The sequence below is a fragment of the Paracoccus sp. Arc7-R13 genome, assembly GCF_004010775.1.
Lineage (GTDB): Bacteria > Pseudomonadota > Alphaproteobacteria > Rhodobacterales > Rhodobacteraceae > Paracoccus > Paracoccus marcusii.
This window is the reverse complement of record NZ_CP034813.1, coordinates 141175-161038: the sequence shown is the minus strand read 5'-3', so window position 1 is coordinate 161038 and position 19864 is coordinate 141175. Positions and strand designations below refer to the sequence as shown.

Sequence of the window (19864 nt, the reverse complement as noted above, 5' to 3'; positions counted from 1 at the left end):
CCGCGACAGGCCCGCCCGATCCCTGAAAGGAATGCCGATGCTGCTGTCGATCCGGTCGCTGACCAAGCTGTTTCCCGGCACGCGCGCGCTGGACGATGTCGACCTGGACATCGCGGCGGGCCAGGTCCACGCCCTACTGGGCGAGAACGGTGCGGGCAAGTCCACGCTGATCAAGTGCCTGACCGGCGCCTATCGCCGCGACGGAGGCACGGTCATGCTGGACGGCGCCCCGATCGACCCCCGTTCCACCCTGCAGGCGCAGGAACTGGGCATCGGCACTGTTTACCAGGAGGTGAACCTGCTGCCCAACCTGACGGTCGCGCAGAACCTGATGTTCGGCCATGAACCGCGCCGGTTCGGGCTGACCGACACTCGCGCCATGCGCGCCCAAGCGCGCCAGACGCTGGCCCGCTATGGCCTGGACATCGATGTGGACCGCGACCTGGGCCGCTATTCCGTGGCCATCCAGCAGATCGTGGCCATCGCGCGCGCGGTGCGCATTTCCGGCAAGGTGCTGATCCTGGACGAACCCACCGCCAGCCTGGACACGGCCGAGGTGCGGATGGTGTTCGACGTGCTGCGGTCCCTGCGCGACCAGGGGATGGCGATCGTCTTCGTGTCGCACTTCCTGGACCAGGTGTTCGATCTGGCCGACCAGGTGACGATCCTGCGCAACGGACGCCGCGTCGCCAGCCAGCCCATCGCCGGGCTGGACCGCATGACCCTGGTCGAACAGATGCTGGGCCGCGCGCTGGAGGATGTGGTGGCCGGCTCCGCCGCGGATGTCGCGCCCGCAGCCCCGATCCTGCGGTTCCAGGGGATGGGCCGGGCCGGCACCATCCAGCCCTTCGACCTGGACATGGGTGCCGGAGAGGTCGTCGGCCTGGCCGGTCTGCTGGGGTCGGGCCGGACCGAGACGGCCGAATTGCTGTTCGGCATCCGCCCCGCCCAGACCGGCACCGCCCGCGACGACGCGGGCCCCATCGACCTGCGCACCCCCCGCGCGGCCATCGCGGCGGGCTTCGGCTTTGCGCCCGAGGATCGAAAGACAGACGGCATCGTGGCCGACCTGTCGATCCGTGAGAACATCATCCTGGGCCTGCAGGCGCGGCGTGGCTGGGCGCGTCCCATCCCGCGCGCAGAGCAGAACCGGCTGGCCGACGATTACATCCGTCAGCTGGACATCCGAACATCCGGTCGCGAGAAACCCATCGGAGAGCTGTCGGGCGGCAATCAGCAAAAGGCCGTGCTGGCCCGCTGGCTGGCGATGAACCCGCGCTTCCTGATCCTGGACGAACCCACGCGCGGTATCGACGTGGGCGCGCATGCCCAGATCCTGCGCCTGATCCGCGACCTGACCCGCGGAGGCCTGTCCCTGCTGATCATCAGCAGCGAGCTGGACGAACTGGTCGCGGTGGCCGATCGCGTGATCGTGCTGCGCGACCGCGCCCATGTGGCCCAGCTGACCGGAGGCGCGGTCGGCGCGGATGCGATCATGCGCGCCATCGCCGGGACCGGAGAGGCGGCATGACGCTGATATCGCGCATCGCCCCCCAGCTGATCGCCCTGGCGGCCCTGGTGGCACTGGTGTCGGTCTTCTATCCCGGCTTCCTGTCCGTCGAGGTGCAGAACGACCGCCTGGTCGGCCCGGTCATCGACATCCTGAAGCGCAGCGCACCGGTCGCCTTGCTGGCGGTCGGCATGACGCTGGTCATCGCCACGCGCGGGATCGACCTGTCCGTGGGCACGATCATGGCGATCTGCGGCGCGGCGGCGGCCTGGGCGCTGACCGCGGAGCTTGGCGCGGGGGCGGCGCTGGCCCTGGCGCTTGGCGCGGGGCTGGTGGCGGGGCTGTGGAACGGCGTGCTGGTCGCGGTCGTCGGAATCCAGCCCTTCGTCGCGACGCTGATCCTGATGACGATGGGCCGCGGCGTGGCCCAGCTGATCACCGAAGGCCGCATCCTGACCTTCACCGATCCGGGCTTTTCCTGGCTGGGCTCGGGGACGGCCCTGGGCCTGCCAGTGCCGGTCTGGATCTGGCTGGCCACCGCCGCAGCCGCGGCCCTGCTGATGCGCCGCACCGCGCTTGGCCTGCTGGTCGAGGCGGTGGGCATCAACCGCCGCGCGGCCCTGCTGGCGGGGGTGAACGCCACGGTCCTGCTGATCGCCGTCTATGTCGCCAGCGGTTTCTGCGCGGCGCTTGCGGGGATCATCGTGACCGCCGACATTCGCGGCGCCGACGCCAACAACGCCGGCCTGTGGCTGGAGCTGGACGCCATCCTGGCGGTGGTGATCGGCGGCAACTCCCTGCTGGGGGGGCGGTTCTCCATCGCGGCATCGGTGCTGGGGGCGCTGATCATCCAGACCATCAGCGCCGGCATCCTGCTGGCCGGGTTCGCGTCCGAATACAACCTGATCATCAAGGCCGGGCTGGTGCTGGTGATCCTGATCCTGCAATCGCCGCGCATCGCCTCGGAATGGCGGCTGTGGCGCGACAGCCACCGCGCCCAGGGGGACCGCGCATGAACGCCCGTGCCCTGCCGCTCTATGCGACGATCCTGATATTCGTCGTGGCCTATGCGCTGGCCTACAGCCAGTTCCCGAACATCCTGTCCACCCGGGTGATCGGCAACCTGCTGACCGACAACGCCTATCTGGGTATCGTCGCGGTGGGGATGACGCTGGTCATCCTGTCCGGCGGGATCGACCTGTCGGTCGGCGCGGTGATCGCGTTTTCGGGCGTGTTCATTGCCGTGATGCTGCGCGACACGGGGCTGCATCCGCTGGCGGTCTTTGCGATCCTGCTGGCGCTGACGACCGCCTTCGGGGCGGCGATGGGGTTCCTGATCGACCGGCTGGCCATGCCCGCCTTCATCGTCACACTGGCCGGGATGTTCCTGGCGCGGGGAGCGGCCTATCTGCTGTCGGTGCAATCCGTGCCCATCACGCACCCGTTCTTTGGCCAACTGCAGGGCGCCTATGTGCTGATGCCGGGCAAGGGGCGGCTGACGCTGATCGGGGTGCTGATGCTGGCGGTCTTTGCCGTCGGCATGGTCATCGCCCATCGCACGCGGTTCGGCACAAGCGTCTATGCCCTGGGCGGCGGCGCGCAGACCGCCCGCCTGATGGGCGTCCCGCAGGGGCGCACGACGGTGCTGGTCTATGGGTTCTCGGGGCTGATGGCCGGGCTCTCGGGGATCGTCTTCGCGGTCTATACCGGGTCGGGCTATTCGCTGGCCACGGTGGGGACCGAACTGACGGCCATCGCCGCGGTGGTGATCGGCGGCACGCTGCTGTCAGGCGGGTCGGGATACATGTTCGGCACGCTGGTCGGCGTGCTGACGATGGGGCTAATCCAGACCTACATCGTCTTCGACGGCACCCTGTCCAGCTGGTGGACCAAGATCGTCATCGGCCTGCTGCTGCTGGTCTTCATCCTGCTGCAGAAGGGTCTGATGACGCTGTCGTCGCGCCGATAGGAATGGCGCGCGGGCTTGCCCGCGCGCCACCAGGGGCGTCACCCCAGGATGCGGTTCAGCGTGGCCGACGGGCGCATGACCGCGGCGACCTTTTCCGGGTCCGCGTGGTAATAGCCGCCCAGATCGACGGGACGGCCGCGATCCGCGCGCAGTTCCGCCACGATCTGCTCCTCCAGTTCGGTCAGGTCGCGGGCGATGGGGCGGAACTCCTCGGCCAGGTCGGGGTCGGAATTCTGCTGCGCCAGCGCCTGCGCCCAGTACATCGCGAAATAGTAGTGGCTGTCGCGGTTGTCCGGGTCGCCCGCCTTGCGGCCGGGAGAGCGTTCGTGGTCCAGCACGCCCTGGGTCGCGGCCTCGACCGCGGCGGCCAGGGTGCGGGCCTTTTCGTTGCCCGTGGCTTCGGCCAGGAAGTTCAGGCTTTCGCCAAGGGCGCAGAATTCACCCAGGCTGTCCCACCGCAGGTGGTTCTCCTCGGCCAGCTGCTGGACGTGCTTGGGGGCGGATCCGCCGGCGCCCGTCTCGAACATGCCGCCGCCCTGCATCAGCTTGACGATCGACAGCATCTTGGCCGAGGTGCCCAGCTCCAGGATCGGGAACAGGTCGGTCAGGTAATCGCGCAGCACGTTGCCGGTGACCGCGATGATGTCCTGGCCTGCACGGATGGTCTCGAAGGACAGGCGCGTGGCCTCGCGCGGGGCCAGAACCTGGAAGCGGTCGGTGACGCCCGCCGCCTCCAGCATCGGTTCGACATAGGCCAGCAGTTCGCGGTCATGGGCGCGGTCCCGGTCCAGCCAGAACACCGCCTTGCAGCCCTCCAGGCGCTGGCGGTCGATGGCCAGGCGCACCCAGTCCTCGATCGCGGCCTGGCGGGTCGAGCACAGGCGCCAGATGTCGCCCGTATCGACCGCGTGGCGGTGCAGCTCGTCGCCGTTGGCGGCGGTGACGGTCACGGTGCCGGCATGCGGGATCTCGAACGTGGTCGGGTGCGAGCCGTATTCCTCGGCCTTCTGGGCCATCAGGCCGACGTTCTGGACGGTGCCCGCGGTGCGCGGGTCCAGCGCGCCGGTTTCCTTGAAATAGCGGACGCTCTCGTCATAGACGTCGGCATAAGACGTGTCGGGGATCACGCAGTTGGTGTCGGCCTCGGCCCCGTCGGGGCCCCAGCCCTTGCCGCCGGCCCGCAGCAGCGCCGGGATCGACGCGTCGATGATCACGTCGGACGGCACGTGCAGGTTCGTGATGCCCTTGTCCGAGTTCACCATGTACAGCGGCGGGCGCTGCGCCATGATCGCATCGATCTCGGCGCGGATCGCATCGCCCTCGGGCATCTGCGCCACGCGGGCCAGCACGGTGCCCAGGCCGCCATTGGGGTCCGCACCCGCCGCGGCCAGCGCCTCGCCGTGACGTTCGAACACCGGCGCCAGCCAAGCGCGCACGACATGGCCGAAGATGATCGGGTCCGAGACCTTCATCATCGTGGCCTTCAGGTGGACCGAGAACAGCGTGCCTTCGGCCTGCGTCGCCTCGATCTCGGCCTGCAGAAAGCGGGTCAGCTCGGCCACGGACAGGAAGCTGGCATCGACCACGGTGCCCGCGGGCAGGTCCGGGCCGTCCTTCAGCACGGTCACCTGGCCGTCCGCGCCGGTCAGCTGGATGCGCACGCGCCCGGCCTGTTCTGCCGTCAGCGTCACCGACGTCTCGTTGCGGCGGAAATCGCCTGCGGGCATCGACGACACGCGGGTCTTGCTGTCGGGGGACCACTTGCCCATCGAATGGGGATGCGCCTTGGCATAGTTCTTGACCGCCCGCGCGGCGCGGCGGTCCGAATTGCCCTCGCGCAGGACGGGGTTCACGGCCGATCCCTTCAGCGCGTCGTACCGGGCGCGGATCTCGGCCTGGGCGTCGTCCTGCGGATCGACCGGATAGTCGGGCAGGTCATAGCCCTGCGCCTGCAATTCCTTGATCGCGCCCACCAGCTGCGGAACCGAGGCCGAGATGTTGGGCAGCTTGATGACGTTGGCGGCAGGCGTCTTGACCCATGCGCCCAGGCCCGCCAGATCGTCCGACTGCGCCTGTTCCGGGGTCAGCCGTTCGGGAAACGCCGCGATGATGCGACCCGCCAGAGAGATGTCGCGCGTTGCGACGGTGATTCCGGCCGCATCCGCAAAGCGGCGGATGATCGGCAGCAGCGATGCCGACGCCAGTTCGGGCGCCTCGTCCACCTTGGTATAGATGATCTGGGGTGTGTCGTTTTCGGCCATGGTCTGTTGATCCTCGTTCTTATGCGCGGGATTGTGCGTCGCGTCGGGGGGAAATGTCCACCATCTGACCCGCTATTCCGGGGGGATCGCGGGGCCCTTGGAGTCGATCAGCTGTTTCTGGACCGCCCTCAGGTGATGATGCATCGCCTCGGCCGAGCCCGGCAGGTCGCGTTGGGCGATCGCCGCTGCGATCCGGTCGTGTTCGGCAAAGGAATGGTGGTCGTCCGGCGGCCGCTGCCGCCCCGACCGCAGCGCCCCCCACACCACCGCCCGCCGCACCGCGTTCAGCGCATCGAACAACGCCAGCAGCAGCCGGTTGCCGGTGGCCTGCGCGATCAGACGGTGGAACTCGTTGTCGGCGGTCTCGTACTGGCGCCAGGTCTGGGCGCTGCGCGTGCGCAGGATGCAGGCGGCCATCGCCTCGATATGATCCTGGGTGGCGTTCAGCGCGGCCTCGCGCGCCAGCATCGGCTCGATCAGCAGGCGGGCGCGCATGACCTCGGCGGGATTGGTCACGCGGTCGATCTCGGACAGGCTCATCACCTCGACGCGGCGCGACCCGATGAAGGTGCCCTTGCCGACATGCCGCCAGACCTGGCCCTCGGCCTCCAGCGTGGCCAGCGCCTTGCGCAATTCCCCGCGCGAGACGCCCAGGATCTCGGACAGGTCGCGTTCCGGGGGCAGGCGGGTGCCGGGCGCGAAATCATGGCGCATCAGCCAAGCGCGCAGCTGCACCAGCGTCGCCTGCCGCGAACCGCCGTCGTCGTCATGGGCCGGATATCCGGGCAGGTGGTCGGGGTTGCCGCGCAAGATCACCATCCGCAACCAATTTGTCAGTTTGGCTAGGATAACTTCAGATTGGTTTGAGGTAATCACGCATAAAAATCATATTTTACACTATAAATAATCTGAACTGTCTTGTTGAAAAATTAACCAATCGGGCGCTATAAGCAAACCAATCGAGGTGCACTTGGAATTCACGCTCACATTGCCGCTTTGGGAGGAGCGGGATATGAGGGGTATGAGACCTTCGCACCCAATACGACCTGCCCGACCAGGCGCTGGCCGAGATCACCCCCTACTTCCAGGACGCGGTGGATGACGGCATGCTGCCCACGGCCGGCGGCGCCCAACAGTCATCGACAACCTGAGGTTCCTGGCAGCCGCGGGCCAGGTCCAGGCGCCAGAGTCCGGTCTGGACAACGCACAGTACTGGGATTTCGACCTGCCGGCGGCCGCTTGGGACTGATTGCCCGGCCATGGGCGGCATCCCCGCGGGGGCGCCGCCACCCCCCTGATCCGCGATCCGGCGGGCAGGGGACGCATCCCGCCTCGGGGGACCTGTATCCATGACAGCCGCCAACATCACCGCACAGCGACCGCCGTCGCCGTCGGGCCAAGGCCTGCGCCTGTGGCAGTTGGGCCTTCACTGGAAGATCCTTTCGGTCGCCATCTTTGCCCTGATCTGGGAATTCGCCGCCCGGTCGGAGTTCAATTTCGCCTTTCCCACTTTCACCGCGACCATGGCCGCCCTGCGGTCGATATCGCCGACGGATCCACGGGGGCCACCTATCTGCGCACGATGGAGCCCCTGGTGATCGGGCTGATCATTTCGCTGACGGTGTGGATCAGCGCAGGCGTCGCGATGGGGCTGCGCCAGACTGTCGAATGGATCACGCTGCCCGTGTTCATCGTCATGCAGGCCGCACCCATGGCGGCGCTGATCCCGCTGGTCACCTTCGTCTATGGCATCGGGTTGACATCGAAGGTGCTAGCGGTGGTCATGCTGCCGATGCCGGTCATCGCCATGAACAGCTACAAGGCGGTGCGCAATGTGCCGCCGTCGATGGTCGCGATGCGCGCATCCTACGCAGGAGTCAGACGCTGATGCCCAACGATCTTTACCAGCCGACCGATTACGTGATCGCCCCCGCGCGCCCCGCGACCCTGCCGGTCGAGGGCAGCGATCAGCGCTTTCCCGTCAACCGGGTGTTCTGCATCGGCCGCAACTATGCCGCCCATGCGGTCGAGATGGGCCACGACCCCGACCGGGAGCCGCCGTTCTTCTTTTTCAAGAGCCCGTCCAACCTGACGTCGGACGGCACCTTCCCCTATCCGACCCTGACATCCGACGTACACCACGAGGTCGAGCTGGTCGTGGCCCTGTCCACCGGCGGCCGCGACATCGCGGCCGACCGGGCGCTGGATCATGTCTGGGGCTATGGGGTCGGCCTGGACATGACCCGCCGCGATCTGCAGGGCGAGGCCAAGAAGATGGGCCGCCCGTGGGAGGTCGGCAAGAGCTTTGAGAAGTCCGGCCCCTGCGGCCCGCTGGTGCCGGCATCGCGGATCGGCCATCCCGATGTGGGCGCCGTGACGCTGGACGTGAACGGGAAACGCCGCCAGACCGGCGATCTGAACCAGATGATCTGGAAGATCCCCGAGATGATCGCCGAACTGTCGCGCTATTTCGACCTGCAGCCGGGCGACGTGATCATGACGGGCACCCCGTCGGGCGTGGGCGCGGTCACCCGCGGCGACGTGATGGACGCGCGGATCGAGGGTGTCGGCGCGATCCGCGTCACGGTGGTCTGACGAAAGGCGCCGCCCCCACGCGGGGCGGCGCGGCCTTACATGTTGTCGAAGATCTCGTCGATGCCCAGGGTGATGGCCAGCACGAAGGACGCGACCTTCAGGACGGTCTTGTAGGGCAGGTAATGCGCGCGCGCATAGACGTACTGGCCGCTGCGCGCGACCAGGCGGCTGATCTCCAGCCAGGCGCGATAGGGCAGGACGGTCAGATAGCGCGTTGCGGGATATTTCGACGCCCGCAGGTTCATCTGGATCTGCGAGGCCGGTTCGTCGCGCTGGTCGACCGGCGGCGGGTCGACGAAGACCGCGCGCAGCCCGGCCAGGTACTCCAGGTCGAAGGCGATGTCATAGGACAGGCGCATCGGCATCAGCCGTCCGGTGATCCACCGGGCCGCGGCGCGGTTGATGACATAGGCGCCGGCGCCCTTTTCGCGCGTGAAGGCCTTGGCTAGGCGGCGCCCGCCGGGCAGGTCGCGAAAGCCGAACTTGCGCCCGGTGTTCATCGTGCTCAGCCGCAGGATGTCCCAGCTGTCGTCCTCGGCCATGGCGGCGCGCAGGATCGCGGTGAAATCGGGCGGAAAGGCCACGTCGTCCTCAAGGATCAGCGCATGCGTGTCCTGGCTGTCCAACAGCCGCTGCGCGCAGGCGACATGGCTGAGATAGCAGCCGACCTCGGCCGGGATCACCCGGCGGCCGTGCAGATAGCGATAGCCCCAGGCATCGAAGGCCGGATGCGGAAAGCTGAGCGTCGACCCGTCCACCGCCGGGACCCGTTCGAAGGGCAGGCCCACGGCATCGCATTTCGCGGTCATCCGCGCCAGCCGGTCGACGGCCCGGTCAAGATTGATCAGATAGACCGACAATCCCGCGGGCAGTGCTTGATTCGACATCGGTATTCTCAATTCGATGGCAGACCTTTCCCGCATGTCGGCTGCGGGTCGATCCGTCAAGACGGATCGTCGGGATCGGGGGATCGGCGCATGTCGCGGCGGCGGAAATCGGCGGGGCGGATGCCGTGGCGCGTCAGCTTGTCATAGAAGGTCTTGCGCGGCACGTTCAGCGCGGCCATCGCGCCCGTGGCATTGCCCTGCGCCTCGCGCAGCGCGTCGCGGATCAGGCCGGCCTCGTAGGCGGCGACCAGGTCCGACAGGGGTGGTCGGTTGGGACCGTCACCCGCGGGGCCGATGGGCGACAGGCCCAGTACGTGACCTTCGGCAAAGGCCTGCAATTCGCGCAGGTTGCCGGGCCAGCCATGCGCCGCCAGCCGCGCCAGAACCAGGTCCGTCAGCGGCGGCACCTGCCGCGACAGCCGGTCCGCCGCGGCCTGCAGGAAATGCCGGAACAGCGCCGGGATGTCGTCGCGCCGCGCCGACAGGGACGGCACCGACAGGCGGGCACGGGCCAGCCGGAAATACAGGCCCGGATGCATCCGCCCCTGCGGATCGTCCTGGGCCGTGGCCAGCATCTGCAGCGCCAGCGGACGCGGGGCGGCGGCCCCCGCGGGCCAGTATTCGCCGGCCTCGACCAGGCTCAGCAGGCGGGCCTGCAGGTGCGGGGGCAGGGCGGGCGCGTCCTCCAGGCACAGCACGCCGCGATGGGCCTGCTCCAGAAGGCCAGGTCGGCGCGGACCGCGCGGGGTCTCGGTTCCCGACAGCAATGCGTCGAACCCCGCCTCGTCCACGGTGGCGCAGTCCAGCACCACCAACCCGCGGCCCCGTCGCGGCCCAAGGCGGTGGATGGCACGCGCCACCAGCGACTTGCCGGACCCGGACGGGCCGGTGATCAGGGCGTCGCTCTCTGCCTCGGCCACGCGGTCCAGGCCGTCGCGCAGGTGTATCATCGCCGCGCTGTCCCCCATCAGCGGTGGCGCGACGCGGGCGGCGTCCTCACCCGCCCGCCGCACCAGGCGGCGGTTCTCCAGCACCAGCGCCCGCGCCGAGAGTGCCCGGCGGCAGGAGGCGGCCAGCCGGTCCGCGCCAACGGGCTTGGTCAGAAAATCATAGGCCCCCTGCTGCAGCGCCGCGACCGCCATCGCCACGTCACCATGCCCGGTCAGCAGGATCACCGGCAGGTCAGGGTCCATCCCGCGCAGATGCGAAAACAGCTGCAGCCCGTCCATGCCGGGCATCCGCACGTCCGACAGCACGATGCCCGCGTAATCCGCGTCAAACCCGGCTAGGGCCGAGCGGGCATCGGAAAAGGCCTCGACCGCGATCCCGGCCAGGGTCAGCGTCTGCTCCAGCACCGCGCGCAGGTCGTCGTCATCGTCGATCAGGCGGACGGTCCCGGTCATGCGGCACGCGGCAGGTTCAGGCGGAACGCGGCCCCCTGGCCCGGTTCCGGGGGCAGGGCGTCCAGCTCGCCGCCGAAGTCGCGGGCGATGTCGCGCGAGATGACCAGCCCCAGCCCCAGCCCCTGCGGCTTGTCCGTGGCAAAGGGCGTGAACAGCTGTGCGGCCATGTCGGGCGACAGGCCGGGACCGTTGTCGCGGATGGTCAGCGTGACGCGGGCGTCGTCCGCCTGGACCGCGATGGCAATGCGGGGATCAGAGCGGCCCTCCTGCGCGTCATGGGCGTTGGTCAGCAGGTTGACCAGGATCTGTTCCAGGCGCACGGCCTCGGCCCGGACGGCCAGATCCGGGGGCAGGTCGGGCAGCGCGAAATCCATCGCGCTGGTCCGCCGCCGGCTGGCCGTCAGCATCAGCGAGGCCTGGATCGCGTCGGCCAGCGCCACCCGCCCCACGGCCCCCGTCGCCTTGCGGGAGAAGTTGCGCAGTTCGGACGTGATCTGGCCGATCCGGTCGGTCATGCCGATGATCCGGTCCAGGTTCGCGGCCACCGGCGCCGGGTCGCGGTCCAGCATCGCGCGGCCGTTCTCCGCCAGCAGGCGGATCGTGGCCAGGGGCTGGTTCACCTCATGGGCGAAACCGGCGCTGACCTGCCCTAAGGTTGCCAGCTTGTTGGCCTGCACCAGATCGGATTGCAGCTGCACCAGACGCTGTTCGGCGGCCCGGCGCTCGCGCATCTCTCCGGACAGGTCGCGGGTGCGGGCCTCGACCGCGCGTTCCAGGTCGGCGCGATAGGCGGCCTCGGCCCGCGCGCGGCGGGCGGCGCGGCGCAGGCGGGCCATGATCACCGCGACCACGACCCCGGCCAGCAGCACGGCCAGCACGGCAGTCCCTGCTGCAAGCGACGCCACGCGCTGCGCCTCGGCCAAGGGGCGGCGAACCAGCAGGGTCCAGTCGGTGCCGCGCACGCTGGCGCGGGCCTGCACCATGCCGCGGACATCCGGCAGGCCCCCAAACCGCAGCGCCGGCTGGCCCGAGATGATCACCCGGTCCTGTCCGTCCACCACATGCGTGGCCCCGGTATCGCGCGCCCATGCGGCCTCCAGCGGGTCGAACTCGACCTTGACCACCACCACGCCCAACAGCGTCGCCCCGTCGCGGATGTCATGGGCCAGGTACAGGCCGGGCCGCCCGCTGACCGTGCCAAGCGCGTATTCCTGGCCCGTGCCCTGCGCCACCGCCTGACGAAAATACTGCCGGAATCCATAGTCGTGGCCGATGAAGCTGGACGGCAGGTCCCAGTTCGACGCGGCCACCGACACGCCCCGGCGATCCAGCAGATAGATCACGTCGCTTTGCGTTTCCGCCCGCAGCAGGTCCATCTTGGCCGACACCGCGAAATCGCGGTCGGGGCCACCCTGCTGCAGCAACTGGATCACCTGCTGGTCGACGGCCAGGACGGTGGCCACCGCACGCTGTCGGTCAAGGATGCTGTCCAGCGTCAACGCGCGGCTTTCGGCGGCGGCTTGCGCGTCCTGGTCCAGCTGCGCCAGCATCCCGTCGCGCGTCACCGTATAGGCGGCCCAAGGCCCCGCCAGCAGAGCTGCGACCAGCACCAGCAGCGCGGGATGCAGCCGCCAGCGCGATTCCCGCAAGGTCGCCGCCTGTTCCATCCCGTCTCCCGAACTGTTTCGGTTCCCACACTAGCACGCGGCATCTGTGTGGAAAACCACACATTATTGACCCCCACATGCCGACAGAAAGTCATGAAATCAACGCATTGCTGCCATGCGCGCGGAAGGCGGGCAGTCGGGTCCGATAGGCTATCCTGTGTCACGTCATCGTCACATGCAGGTCGGAGGAGACCAGATGCAGTTGAACGCCCCCGCGCATCCCCAAGCGCACGCCCCCAAGCCCTTTTACGCCCACCTGTACGTCCAGGTGATCTTTGCCATCGTCGCCGGCGCACTGATCGGCCATTTCTATCCCCAGACCGGCGAGGCGCTGAAGCCCTTGGGCGACGCCTTCATTAAGCTGGTCAAGATGATCATCGCGCCGGTCATCTTCCTGACCATCGTCACGGGCCTGGCCGGAATGGGCACGCTGCGCGGCGTGGGATCGGTCGTGGGCAAGGCCTTCGCCTATTTCCTGACCTTCTCGACGCTGGCGCTGATCGTCGGCCTGATCGTGGCGAACGTCATCCAGCCCGGCCGCGGCATGAACATCGACCCGTCCACCCTGGATGCCAGCACCGTCACCGGCTATGCGGAAAAGGCGCACGAAACCAGCCTGGTGGGCTTCGTCATGGACATCATCCCGACCACGCTGGTGTCGGCCTTCGTCGAGGGCAACATCCTGCAGGTGCTGTTCGTGGCGATCCTGTTCGGCATCGGCATGATCATGGTCGGCGACCGCGCCAAGCCGGTCCTGTCGGTCATGGAATCGGCCAGCTTCGCGATCTTCCGCGTGGTCGACATCCTGATGAAGGCCGCCCCCATCGGCGCCTTCGGGGCCTTCGCCTTCACCATCGGCAAGTACGGGATCGGGTCCGTCGTGAACCTGGCGGCGTTGGTCGGCACGTTCTACCTGACGTCGGCCCTGTTCGTGATCGTGATCCTGGGTACGGTCTGCACGGTCAACGGGTTCTCGATCTTCCGGCTGATCTCCTATCTCAAGGCCGAGATCCTGCTGGTGCTGGGCACCTCGTCGTCGGAATCCGCGCTGCCCTCGCTGATGGAGAAGATGGAGAAGGCCGGCTGCGCCCGCCCCGTCGTGGGCCTGGTCGTGCCGACCGGCTACAGCTTCAACCTGGACGGCACCAACATCTACATGACGCTGGCCGCGCTGTTCATCGCCCAGGCCACCAACACTGACCTGTCGCTGCAGCAACAGGTCCTGCTGCTGCTGGTCGCGATGCTGTCGTCGAAGGGTGCGGCGGGCGTCACTGGCGCGGGCTTCATCACGCTGGCCGCGACACTGTCGGTCGTCCCGACCGTGCCGGTCGCGGGCATGGCGCTGATCCTGGGCGTGGACCGCTTCATGTCGGAATGCCGCTCGGTCACGAACTTCATCGGCAACGCGGTCGCCACGGTTGTGGTCAGCCGCTGGCAAGGCGCGCTGGACCGCGACCAGTTCGACGCCGCCCTGGCGGGTCGGCCCGTCGGACAGGCTCGTCCCGTGGGCGACCTGGTTCCCGTCCCCGCCGGCCTGCAGCTGGGCGAACGCAGCGCAGACTGATCAAGCCTCGGGGGCGTCGCAATCCGGCGCCCCCGTTTTTACGAACCGCTGCGCCCGTCACCAAAAATTCCTATGCGCCGCGCAGGATGATTTCGGGCCAGATACAGTCGCGCAACAGTTGCGCTTGGGTCGGATCGGTGCTGCGGGCGCCGGTCCGACCTTGCGGCATCGTGATCCGTGCAGACGGGCCCAGATCGCGTTGACTGCATGATCCGACCTTGTGACGGCTTCTGGAAACCAACTGAAGAATCCCGTTATTATCATGTATTTTCAATAAGATGAATACGGGTATTGAGCCATATTTGATCTGGCCGGGGGGCTGTGGTCCCGAACCGGGCCGCAAATTCCTCTGCCGGTAAACGCCTTGCCCGTATGTGCACCACGCTGTTAGAAATTCACGGTCCCCTTTGTCGGGGCAGTGCATGGAGGGCCGCCGGTGAAAAGACGTTCCGTACTGATGCTTGGCGCTGCCTTCGGACTGCAGGCCGCGATTGGGATGCCGCCGGTGGCGCGGGCCGCGACACGCACCGAACCGGGGGGCATTGCGGTGGGGCTGTCGGGTATTTCTGACTGGGGGGCCTCTCAGCCATTCATCGACGTGATGCGCCAAAGCCGTGAATGGATGGGCCGGTCCGAGGCCGAGTTCGTGTCCCATACCAACGCCCAGCTGCGCGAGGGCGGGCATCTGGATGCCGACGGCTGGCCTATCAGCATCCCCGACGGCTCGACTGCCGTGGGTACGATCATCCTGTGCGACCTGTCCGCCGACGATATCAGTGTGAACGGCCATTACCGGATGACCTGGGACGGAACCGGCGACGTGCGCATCAACGGGACCGGCACGAACGTGACCACCGGGCCGGGATGGGCCGAGTTCGACTATGTCGCGTCGGACACGGGGATCGTGGCGATCGACATCGTCAGGCAGGACGCCGCCGATCCCGCGCGGAATTTCCGCTGCATCCATCAGGACTTGCAGGCCGAATATGATGCAGGACAGATCTTTCGCCCCGAATGGCTGGCGCTGATCGGCGGGTTCCGGGTGATCCGCTTCATGGACTGGATGGCCACGAATGACAGCACGCTGTCCGAGTGGGACGACCGGCCGCGCCTGACCTCGGCCACCTGGACCCTGGGCGTGCCGGTCGAGGTGATGGTGGCGCTGGCCAATCAGCTGGGCATCGATCCGTGGTTCTGCTTTCCGCATCTGGCGACCGACGACCACATCACCCGCTTTGCCACGCTGGTCCGGGACAGCCTGGATCCGGGCCTGACCGCCTGGTACGAATTCTCGAACGAGGTCTGGAATTTCCAGTTCGGCCAGACACAGTGGGCCCTGCAGCAGGCCGAGGAGCAATGGCCCGGCCAAGGCGATGGCTGGATGCAGTATTACGGTGGCCGTGCGGCTGAAATGGCGGTGCTGCTGGACGCGGTCTATGCCGATGCGCCCGACCGCCTGCGCAAGGTCATCACCGCCCATACCGCCTGGATCGACCTGAACCATGCCATGCTGGATGCGCCCTTGTGGGTGGCGGACGGTCCGGACCGCCGGGCACCCAAGACCCATTTCGATGCCTATGCGGTGACGGGCTATTTCGACGGCGGCATCGGGCGTCCCGCGAACCTGTCGCTGATCCGGTCCTGGCGCGACATGGGGGATGCGCAGGCATTCGATCTGATGGCCGAACAGGTGGCCGACGGACGCCATATTGCGGGTGAAGAGGGCGGCACCACCATCGCCACGCTGGAGGAGGTCTGGGCCGCACAGCACGCCATCGCCCAGGAGGCAGGCCTGTCCCTGGTCATGTACGAGGGCGGCAGCCACATCGTCCCCGACCGCGCCGCCATCGACGCCGATCCCGAGCTGTTCGATTTCCTCGAGCGGTTCCACTATTCGGATCAGATGGGCGCGCTGTACCGGCGCGCCATCGACGGCTTTGGCGCGGCGGGCGGGGCGTTCTTCAACGCCTTCGTCGAGGTGTCCGGTCCCGGGCCCGCGGGCTTTTGGGGCGCGCGGCGCCATGTCGGCGACGACAATCCGCGCTGGCGCGCCATCGCCGACAGCCGCGCCTGACGCGGTCGTCGCCGCAGGCAGCAGCCGGACTGGGGTCAGCCCGAACTGCCGGGCTGTGTCGTGACCGCCTGTTGCCGCGCCAGGAAATGGACGCGCAGCGCCTGCAGCCGTTCGGGGGTCCATCCTGGCGGGTCGGTGATCGCCAGCCAGGGGTCGATGTGATCGACATGGGCATAGACATGGCCATGCCCGATCGGCACCTCCAGCGCGATCGCCATGTCGAAGGCCAGCTGTAGCTGGGTGATGATCGGATACCAGCGCAGGTCGGGCGACACTTCGGGGGCGCGGGGGCTGGCCAGCCATTCGGGCGGGCGAATCGCGCTGTCGGACCGGAAGAACACGATGGGATCGCTGCCGTATTGCAAGAATACGATCCGCACCTCGCCCCAGGGGCCGCCGTCATGCACCGACTGGCGGCCGTCGGTAAAGCGCACGACCTCTCCGGTGGTCAGGTGCGGCAGCCATGCGGGCGATCCGGGGTCGCGTTCGGCGGTCAGCGTCTGCCACAGCTGGCTGACGAAGGGCGGCCCGACCCACAGTGCCCCGTCGATGGGCTGATCCAGCATCTCGTGCAGGCGCAACGACTGCTGAGAGCTGTGCGCGCCCAGGCTGAGACCATAGAGATACAGCCGGGGGCGCGTCTCCTCCGGCAGCTGCTGCCAGCGGCGGTGGACGGCCCCGAACAGGGCGCGCCCGGCCTCGGCCGCCTGTTCGGGTTGCACCAACAGCGAGATCCAGCTTTGCAGATAGGAGTACTGCAACGCCACGGTCGCGACGTCGCCGTGGTTCAGATGCTCCAGCGGCTCTATCGCGGCGGGGTCCATCCAGCCGGTGCCGGTGGGCATGGCGACGACCAGCGTGCTGCGGTCGAACCCACCCGCGCGTTCCAGTTCGCGCACCGCCAGATCGGCGCGCGCGGTCAGCGTGTCCGCCGCGTTCAGCCCGACATAGACGCGCAGCGGCTGCCGCGCGGGCTGTCCGGTGACGCGGGCGATGGCCTGGGGGTCGGGGGTGGTGGCGACGAAATTGCGCCCCTCGCGTCCCAGATCCTGCCAGGCGACCAGCGATTCGGCGCTGCCTGTCTGCCAGGGCTGGTCGGGGGCGATCTGTTCGGCGGGGATCAGGTCGTCCAGCGCCTGCGCCGACTGGTCGATGCTGGAGACGACGTTGCGCACCAGAACGCCGCTGAAGACCTGATAGGTCACGAGGATCGTCAGCAGCACGCCCAGAACCCGTGCCTGCCGGCGGGGCAGGACCTGCGCGATGCGCGCGCTGACATAACGGCCAAGCGCCACCAGCAGCTTGCCCAGGATCAGCAGGACCGACGCGACCGCGGTGCCAAGCCCCGCCACCACGAAGGGCGCCACGCCCTCGGCCGGGGGCAGGGTCATGGCGGCGCGGATGTCGTTCTGCCATTCCGCGGACCGCAGCAGGAACACGGTAACGATGACCAGCGCCACCGCGCCCATCGCCGGCACCAGCAGGCGCGCCTGGCGGTCCGTCATGCGCGGCAGCTGCAGATAGCGCCACAGCGCGCCGGCCAGCACCGCCACCCCATAGCCCGCGGCAAAGCAGAACCCCGCCAGGATGCCCTGGATCTGGGGGCTGCGCGGGATCAGGCTGGGCGTCAGCGAGCCCGCGACGAACAGCGCGCCGGTGACCAGGCCCACTCCGGACGTGCGCCGGTCCAGCCAGTCCAGACACGTCAGCATGGCGGCCGTCATCGGCAGGACCTTTTCGTTGCGGCGCGGCGGGGGCCGGGGCGTCTGCCCGCAAAATGTCAAACGCCGCCCGAATGGGCAAGCGCGCCCGGACCTGTCAGCGCGTCATGGCAGCCATGACCGCCGGAACCGGGGTTGCCGCTTGCCCAATCCGGGGGCGCATGCGACGCAGAGGCCATGTGCACCCGAACGCTGCTCCGAACCCCGTGACCAGGCGCCCCAGACTTCGCATCGGAACCCGTCGCCGGAAATCCGGCGCCAACGCCATGGCGGGTCTGATGGGCGCCTTCATCAAGACGGCCACCAAGGCGATGACGCAGGCGGCCACCGCCGCCGTGCAGCCGCCGAAGGCGGCAAAGCCCAAGCCTGCCAAGTCAAAGCCTGCCGCAAAGCCGCGGGCCGCCGCCCCGCGATCGGCGCGGTTCGAGACGGGGACCCATACCTGCGCCCACGGGACGCGCAAGTATCGCGTCTATCTGCCCTCGGCGATCGGGGCGGGGGTGCCGCTGCCACTGCTGGTGATGCTGCATGGCTGCGGCCAGACGCCTGAGGATTTCGCCAAGGGCACCGGGATGAACGCGCTGGCCGAACAGCGGGGCGTGATCGTGGTCTATCCCGCGCAGCCGCGCGAGGCGCATGCCAACCGCTGCTGGAACTGGTTCCGCCCCGAGGATCAGGGTCGCGACGGCGGTGAACCCGCCCTGCTGGCCAGCCTGACCCGGGACATGCTGGCGCGCTATGGCGCGGACCCGGCGCGGGTCTATGTCGCGGGCCTGTCGGCGGGCGGGTCGACCGCGATGCTGCTGGCGCATGCCTATCCCGATCTGTTCGCCGCCGTCGGGTGTCATTCCGGTTTGCCGCCGGGCGCGGCGGGGGACAAGACCTCGGCCATCATCGCGATGAAGCAGGGCAGCCCCGGCCGCCGCCTTGCCACGCCCGTCCCCACGATCATCTTCCACGGCAGCGACGACCACATCGTGACCCCGCGCAACGGCCGCTTCGTGGCGATCCGCGCGGTCGAGACGTTCCCGGGCCTGCGCGCGGTGGAACTGACCCGCACCGTGCCGGGCGGACGGGCCTATGTGCGCACCAGCCACCGGGTGGGGCAGGGCCGGTCCTGGGTGGAACACTGGCTGGTCAAGGGCGCGGGCCATGCCTGGTCGGGCGGTTCGCGTGCGGGTCGGTTCGTCGATCCGGGCGGGCCGGATGCCTCGGCCCAGATGCTGCGGTTCTTCCTGTCCCACAGGACGACGCGCAAGACGCGGGCCGCCCCGCCCACCTGAAACGCAGGGGCCTGAATGGGATGCCCTGATACCGACGTCGTGCCAGACGCTTAGCCCGCCGGAACAGGTTCTGACCGGCCCATTGCACGGCTCCGACGCCCTCGCGCCGTCGTTTCTGGCCCGTCGCGCGCTATTTTGGTATCGCAAAGAAGACGGGCGGCACGTTGCCGTGCCGCCCGTCCTAAGATTAGGGATGGCCGTGGTTTATTCGGCCAGTGCCGCGCCATAGCGTTCGGACACGGCGCCCCAGTTCACGACATCCCACCAGCTTTCCAGATATTCGGCCCGGCGGTTGTTGTAGGTCAGATAATAGGCGTGCTCCCACACGTCGTTGCCCAGAAGCGGCGTGCCCTGCGTCTCGGCCACGTCCATCAGCGGGTTGTCCTGGTTCGGGGTCGAGGTGATCTCCAGCTCATCCTGATCGTTCACGATCAGCCAGACCCAGCCCGATCCGAACTGGCCTGCACCGGCCTCTTGGAATGCGGTGCGGAACTCCTCGTCGGAACCGAATGCCGCCTCGATCGCCTCGGTCAGTTCGGGCGACATCTCTCCGGTCTGATCGGCGGGGGCCATCGATTCCCAGAAGAACGTGTGGTTCCAGTGACCGCCGGCGTTGTTGCGGACGCGGTCGGGATAGGTGCCGGCATTGGCCACCAGATCCTCCAGCGCGGTGCCGGCGGGGGCGTCGCCCTCGGCGATGGCGGTGTTGAGGTTGGTCACATAGCTCTGGTGGTGCTTGTCGTGATGCAGGCCCATGGTCTCGGCGCTGATGACCGGGTCCAGCGCGTCCGCGGCATAGGGCAGGTCGGGCAGCGAGAACTCTCCCTCGGCCTGGGCAAGGGCTGCGACGGGCGTGGCGCAGATGGCAAGGATCGCAAGGGTCTGTTTCATCGGGTTCTCCTGTTGGTGTCGGGGCACAACCGCAGCATG

Annotated in this window: 16 protein-coding genes; 9 read left to right on the top strand and 7 right to left on the bottom strand. The window is 68.3% G+C overall.

The genetic code is table 11. The features are described from left to right. Positions 1 to 37: 37 nt before the first annotated feature. Genes EOJ32_RS18515 through yjfF form a run of 3 tightly spaced genes read left to right on the top strand, consistent with a single transcriptional unit; the run spans position 38 to position 3479 of the window. A complete protein-coding gene (locus EOJ32_RS18515; RefSeq protein WP_127899811.1) occupies positions 38 to 1531 on the top strand; it encodes a sugar ABC transporter ATP-binding protein in 1494 nt (497 codons plus the stop codon). After that, entirely contained in the window at positions 1528 to 2526 is a 999-nt protein-coding gene (locus EOJ32_RS18510; protein WP_127899810.1) for an ABC transporter permease, read from the top strand. The genes EOJ32_RS18515 and EOJ32_RS18510 overlap by 4 nt, the downstream gene beginning before the upstream one ends. After that, entirely contained in the window at positions 2523 to 3479 is a 957-nt protein-coding gene (yjfF, locus tag EOJ32_RS18505) for a galactofuranose ABC transporter, permease protein YjfF (RefSeq protein WP_127899809.1), read from the top strand. The genes EOJ32_RS18510 and yjfF overlap by 4 nt, the downstream gene beginning before the upstream one ends. A 38-nt stretch (positions 3480 to 3517) precedes the next feature. Here the strand turns inward: yjfF and EOJ32_RS18500 are convergent, their stop codons facing one another. Together EOJ32_RS18500 and EOJ32_RS18495 are read right to left on the bottom strand one after the other, a co-directional pair. Beyond that, complete coding sequence (locus EOJ32_RS18500; protein ID WP_127899808.1) at positions 3518 to 5740, bottom strand: NADP-dependent isocitrate dehydrogenase; 2223 nt, start codon at positions 5738 to 5740, stop codon at positions 3518 to 3520. Between the two features lie 72 nt (positions 5741 to 5812). Beyond that, positions 5813 to 6559: a FadR/GntR family transcriptional regulator gene (locus tag EOJ32_RS18495; protein ID WP_127899850.1), complete on the bottom strand. Its 747-nt coding sequence runs from the start codon at positions 6557 to 6559 to the stop codon at positions 5813 to 5815. A gap of 530 nt (positions 6560 to 7089) precedes the next feature. Here EOJ32_RS18495 and EOJ32_RS20475 point away from each other — a divergent pair. Genes EOJ32_RS20475 through EOJ32_RS18485 form a run of 3 tightly spaced genes read left to right on the top strand, consistent with a single transcriptional unit; the run spans position 7090 to position 8335 of the window. Beyond that, positions 7090 to 7338: a hypothetical protein gene (locus EOJ32_RS20475; RefSeq protein ID WP_240542596.1), complete on the top strand. Its 249-nt coding sequence runs from the start codon at positions 7090 to 7092 to the stop codon at positions 7336 to 7338. After that, complete coding sequence (locus EOJ32_RS20470; protein ID WP_240542595.1) at positions 7335 to 7628, top strand: hypothetical protein; 294 nt, start codon at positions 7335 to 7337, stop codon at positions 7626 to 7628. Before EOJ32_RS20475 ends, EOJ32_RS20470 begins: the two co-directional genes overlap by 4 nt. Further along, positions 7628 to 8335 (top strand): fumarylacetoacetate hydrolase family protein, encoded by a 708-nt coding sequence (locus EOJ32_RS18485; RefSeq protein WP_127899807.1) that lies wholly within the window; start codon positions 7628 to 7630, stop codon positions 8333 to 8335. The genes EOJ32_RS20470 and EOJ32_RS18485 overlap by 1 nt, the downstream gene beginning before the upstream one ends. Before the next feature lie 35 nt (positions 8336 to 8370). On the opposite strand, the gene EOJ32_RS18480 is transcribed toward EOJ32_RS18485, so the two are convergent. From EOJ32_RS18480 to EOJ32_RS18470, 3 genes are read right to left on the bottom strand one after another with little or no spacing between them, the layout of a single operon-like run. Beyond that, positions 8371 to 9222 carry a glycosyltransferase family 25 protein gene (locus EOJ32_RS18480; RefSeq protein WP_064503574.1) on the bottom strand — a complete coding sequence of 284 codons (852 nt, stop codon included), beginning with the start codon at positions 9220 to 9222 and terminating at the stop codon, positions 8371 to 8373. A gap of 56 nt (positions 9223 to 9278) precedes the next feature. After that, the gene (locus EOJ32_RS18475; RefSeq protein ID WP_127899806.1) at positions 9279 to 10625 is read right to left on the bottom strand and encodes a sigma-54 dependent transcriptional regulator; all 1347 of its coding nucleotides are present in this window, start codon (positions 10623 to 10625) and stop codon (positions 9279 to 9281) included. Continuing rightward, positions 10622 to 12292 (bottom strand): ATP-binding protein, encoded by a 1671-nt coding sequence (locus EOJ32_RS18470; protein WP_240542594.1) that lies wholly within the window; start codon positions 12290 to 12292, stop codon positions 10622 to 10624. The genes EOJ32_RS18475 and EOJ32_RS18470 overlap by 4 nt, the downstream gene beginning before the upstream one ends. A gap of 196 nt (positions 12293 to 12488) precedes the next feature. Here EOJ32_RS18470 and EOJ32_RS18465 point away from each other — a divergent pair, with 196 nt between their 5' ends. Both EOJ32_RS18465 and EOJ32_RS18460 read left to right on the top strand, forming a co-directional pair. Continuing rightward, on the top strand, positions 12489 to 13856 hold the full coding sequence (locus tag EOJ32_RS18465; protein ID WP_127899805.1) for a dicarboxylate/amino acid:cation symporter: 1368 nt from the start codon (positions 12489 to 12491) through the stop codon (positions 13854 to 13856). 436 nt (positions 13857 to 14292) lie between these two features. Further along, the gene (locus tag EOJ32_RS18460) at positions 14293 to 15930 is read left to right on the top strand and encodes a hypothetical protein (RefSeq protein ID WP_127899804.1); all 1638 of its coding nucleotides are present in this window, start codon (positions 14293 to 14295) and stop codon (positions 15928 to 15930) included. Between the two features lie 35 nt (positions 15931 to 15965). Here EOJ32_RS18460 and EOJ32_RS18455 read toward each other — a convergent pair whose 3' ends face one another. Continuing rightward, positions 15966 to 17654, bottom strand: coding sequence for an alpha/beta-hydrolase family protein (locus EOJ32_RS18455; RefSeq protein WP_127899803.1), 1689 nt, complete (start codon positions 17652 to 17654; stop codon positions 15966 to 15968). A gap of 275 nt (positions 17655 to 17929) precedes the next feature. Here EOJ32_RS18455 and EOJ32_RS18450 point away from each other — a divergent pair, with 275 nt between their 5' ends. Next, on the top strand, positions 17930 to 18934 hold the full coding sequence (locus EOJ32_RS18450; RefSeq protein WP_240542593.1) for a PHB depolymerase family esterase: 1005 nt from the start codon (positions 17930 to 17932) through the stop codon (positions 18932 to 18934). Positions 18935 to 19138: 204 nt separating this feature from the next. Here EOJ32_RS18450 and EOJ32_RS18445 read toward each other — a convergent pair whose 3' ends face one another. Next, positions 19139 to 19825 carry a superoxide dismutase gene (locus EOJ32_RS18445; protein WP_127899801.1) on the bottom strand — a complete coding sequence of 229 codons (687 nt, stop codon included), beginning with the start codon at positions 19823 to 19825 and terminating at the stop codon, positions 19139 to 19141. Positions 19826 to 19864: the final 39 nt, after the last annotated feature.

Coding starts and splice junctions, on each gene's coding strand:
- EOJ32_RS18485 (WP_127899807.1), top strand. CDS start 7,628: ATGCCCAACGATCTTTACCAGCCGACCGATTACGTGATCGCCCCCGCG.
- EOJ32_RS18450 (WP_240542593.1), top strand. CDS start 17,930: ATGGGCGCCTTCATCAAGACGGCCACCAAGGCGATGACGCAGGCGGCC.
- EOJ32_RS18515 (WP_127899811.1), top strand. CDS start 38: ATGCTGCTGTCGATCCGGTCGCTGACCAAGCTGTTTCCCGGCACGCGC.
- EOJ32_RS18495 (WP_127899850.1), bottom strand. CDS start 6,559: ATGGTGATCTTGCGCGGCAACCCCGACCACCTGCCCGGATATCCGGCC.
- EOJ32_RS18480 (WP_064503574.1), bottom strand. CDS start 9,222: ATGTCGAATCAAGCACTGCCCGCGGGATTGTCGGTCTATCTGATCAAT.
- EOJ32_RS18465 (WP_127899805.1), top strand. CDS start 12,489: ATGCAGTTGAACGCCCCCGCGCATCCCCAAGCGCACGCCCCCAAGCCC.
- yjfF (WP_127899809.1), top strand. CDS start 2,523: ATGAACGCCCGTGCCCTGCCGCTCTATGCGACGATCCTGATATTCGTC.
- EOJ32_RS18500 (WP_127899808.1), bottom strand. CDS start 5,740: ATGGCCGAAAACGACACACCCCAGATCATCTATACCAAGGTGGACGAG.
- EOJ32_RS18445 (WP_127899801.1), bottom strand. CDS start 19,825: ATGAAACAGACCCTTGCGATCCTTGCCATCTGCGCCACGCCCGTCGCA.
- EOJ32_RS18455 (WP_127899803.1), bottom strand. CDS start 17,654: ATGACGGCCGCCATGCTGACGTGTCTGGACTGGCTGGACCGGCGCACG.
- EOJ32_RS18510 (WP_127899810.1), top strand. CDS start 1,528: ATGACGCTGATATCGCGCATCGCCCCCCAGCTGATCGCCCTGGCGGCC.
- EOJ32_RS20475 (WP_240542596.1), top strand. CDS start 7,090: ATGACAGCCGCCAACATCACCGCACAGCGACCGCCGTCGCCGTCGGGC.
- EOJ32_RS18475 (WP_127899806.1), bottom strand. CDS start 10,625: ATGACCGGGACCGTCCGCCTGATCGACGATGACGACGACCTGCGCGCG.
- EOJ32_RS18470 (WP_240542594.1), bottom strand. CDS start 12,292: ATGGAACAGGCGGCGACCTTGCGGGAATCGCGCTGGCGGCTGCATCCC.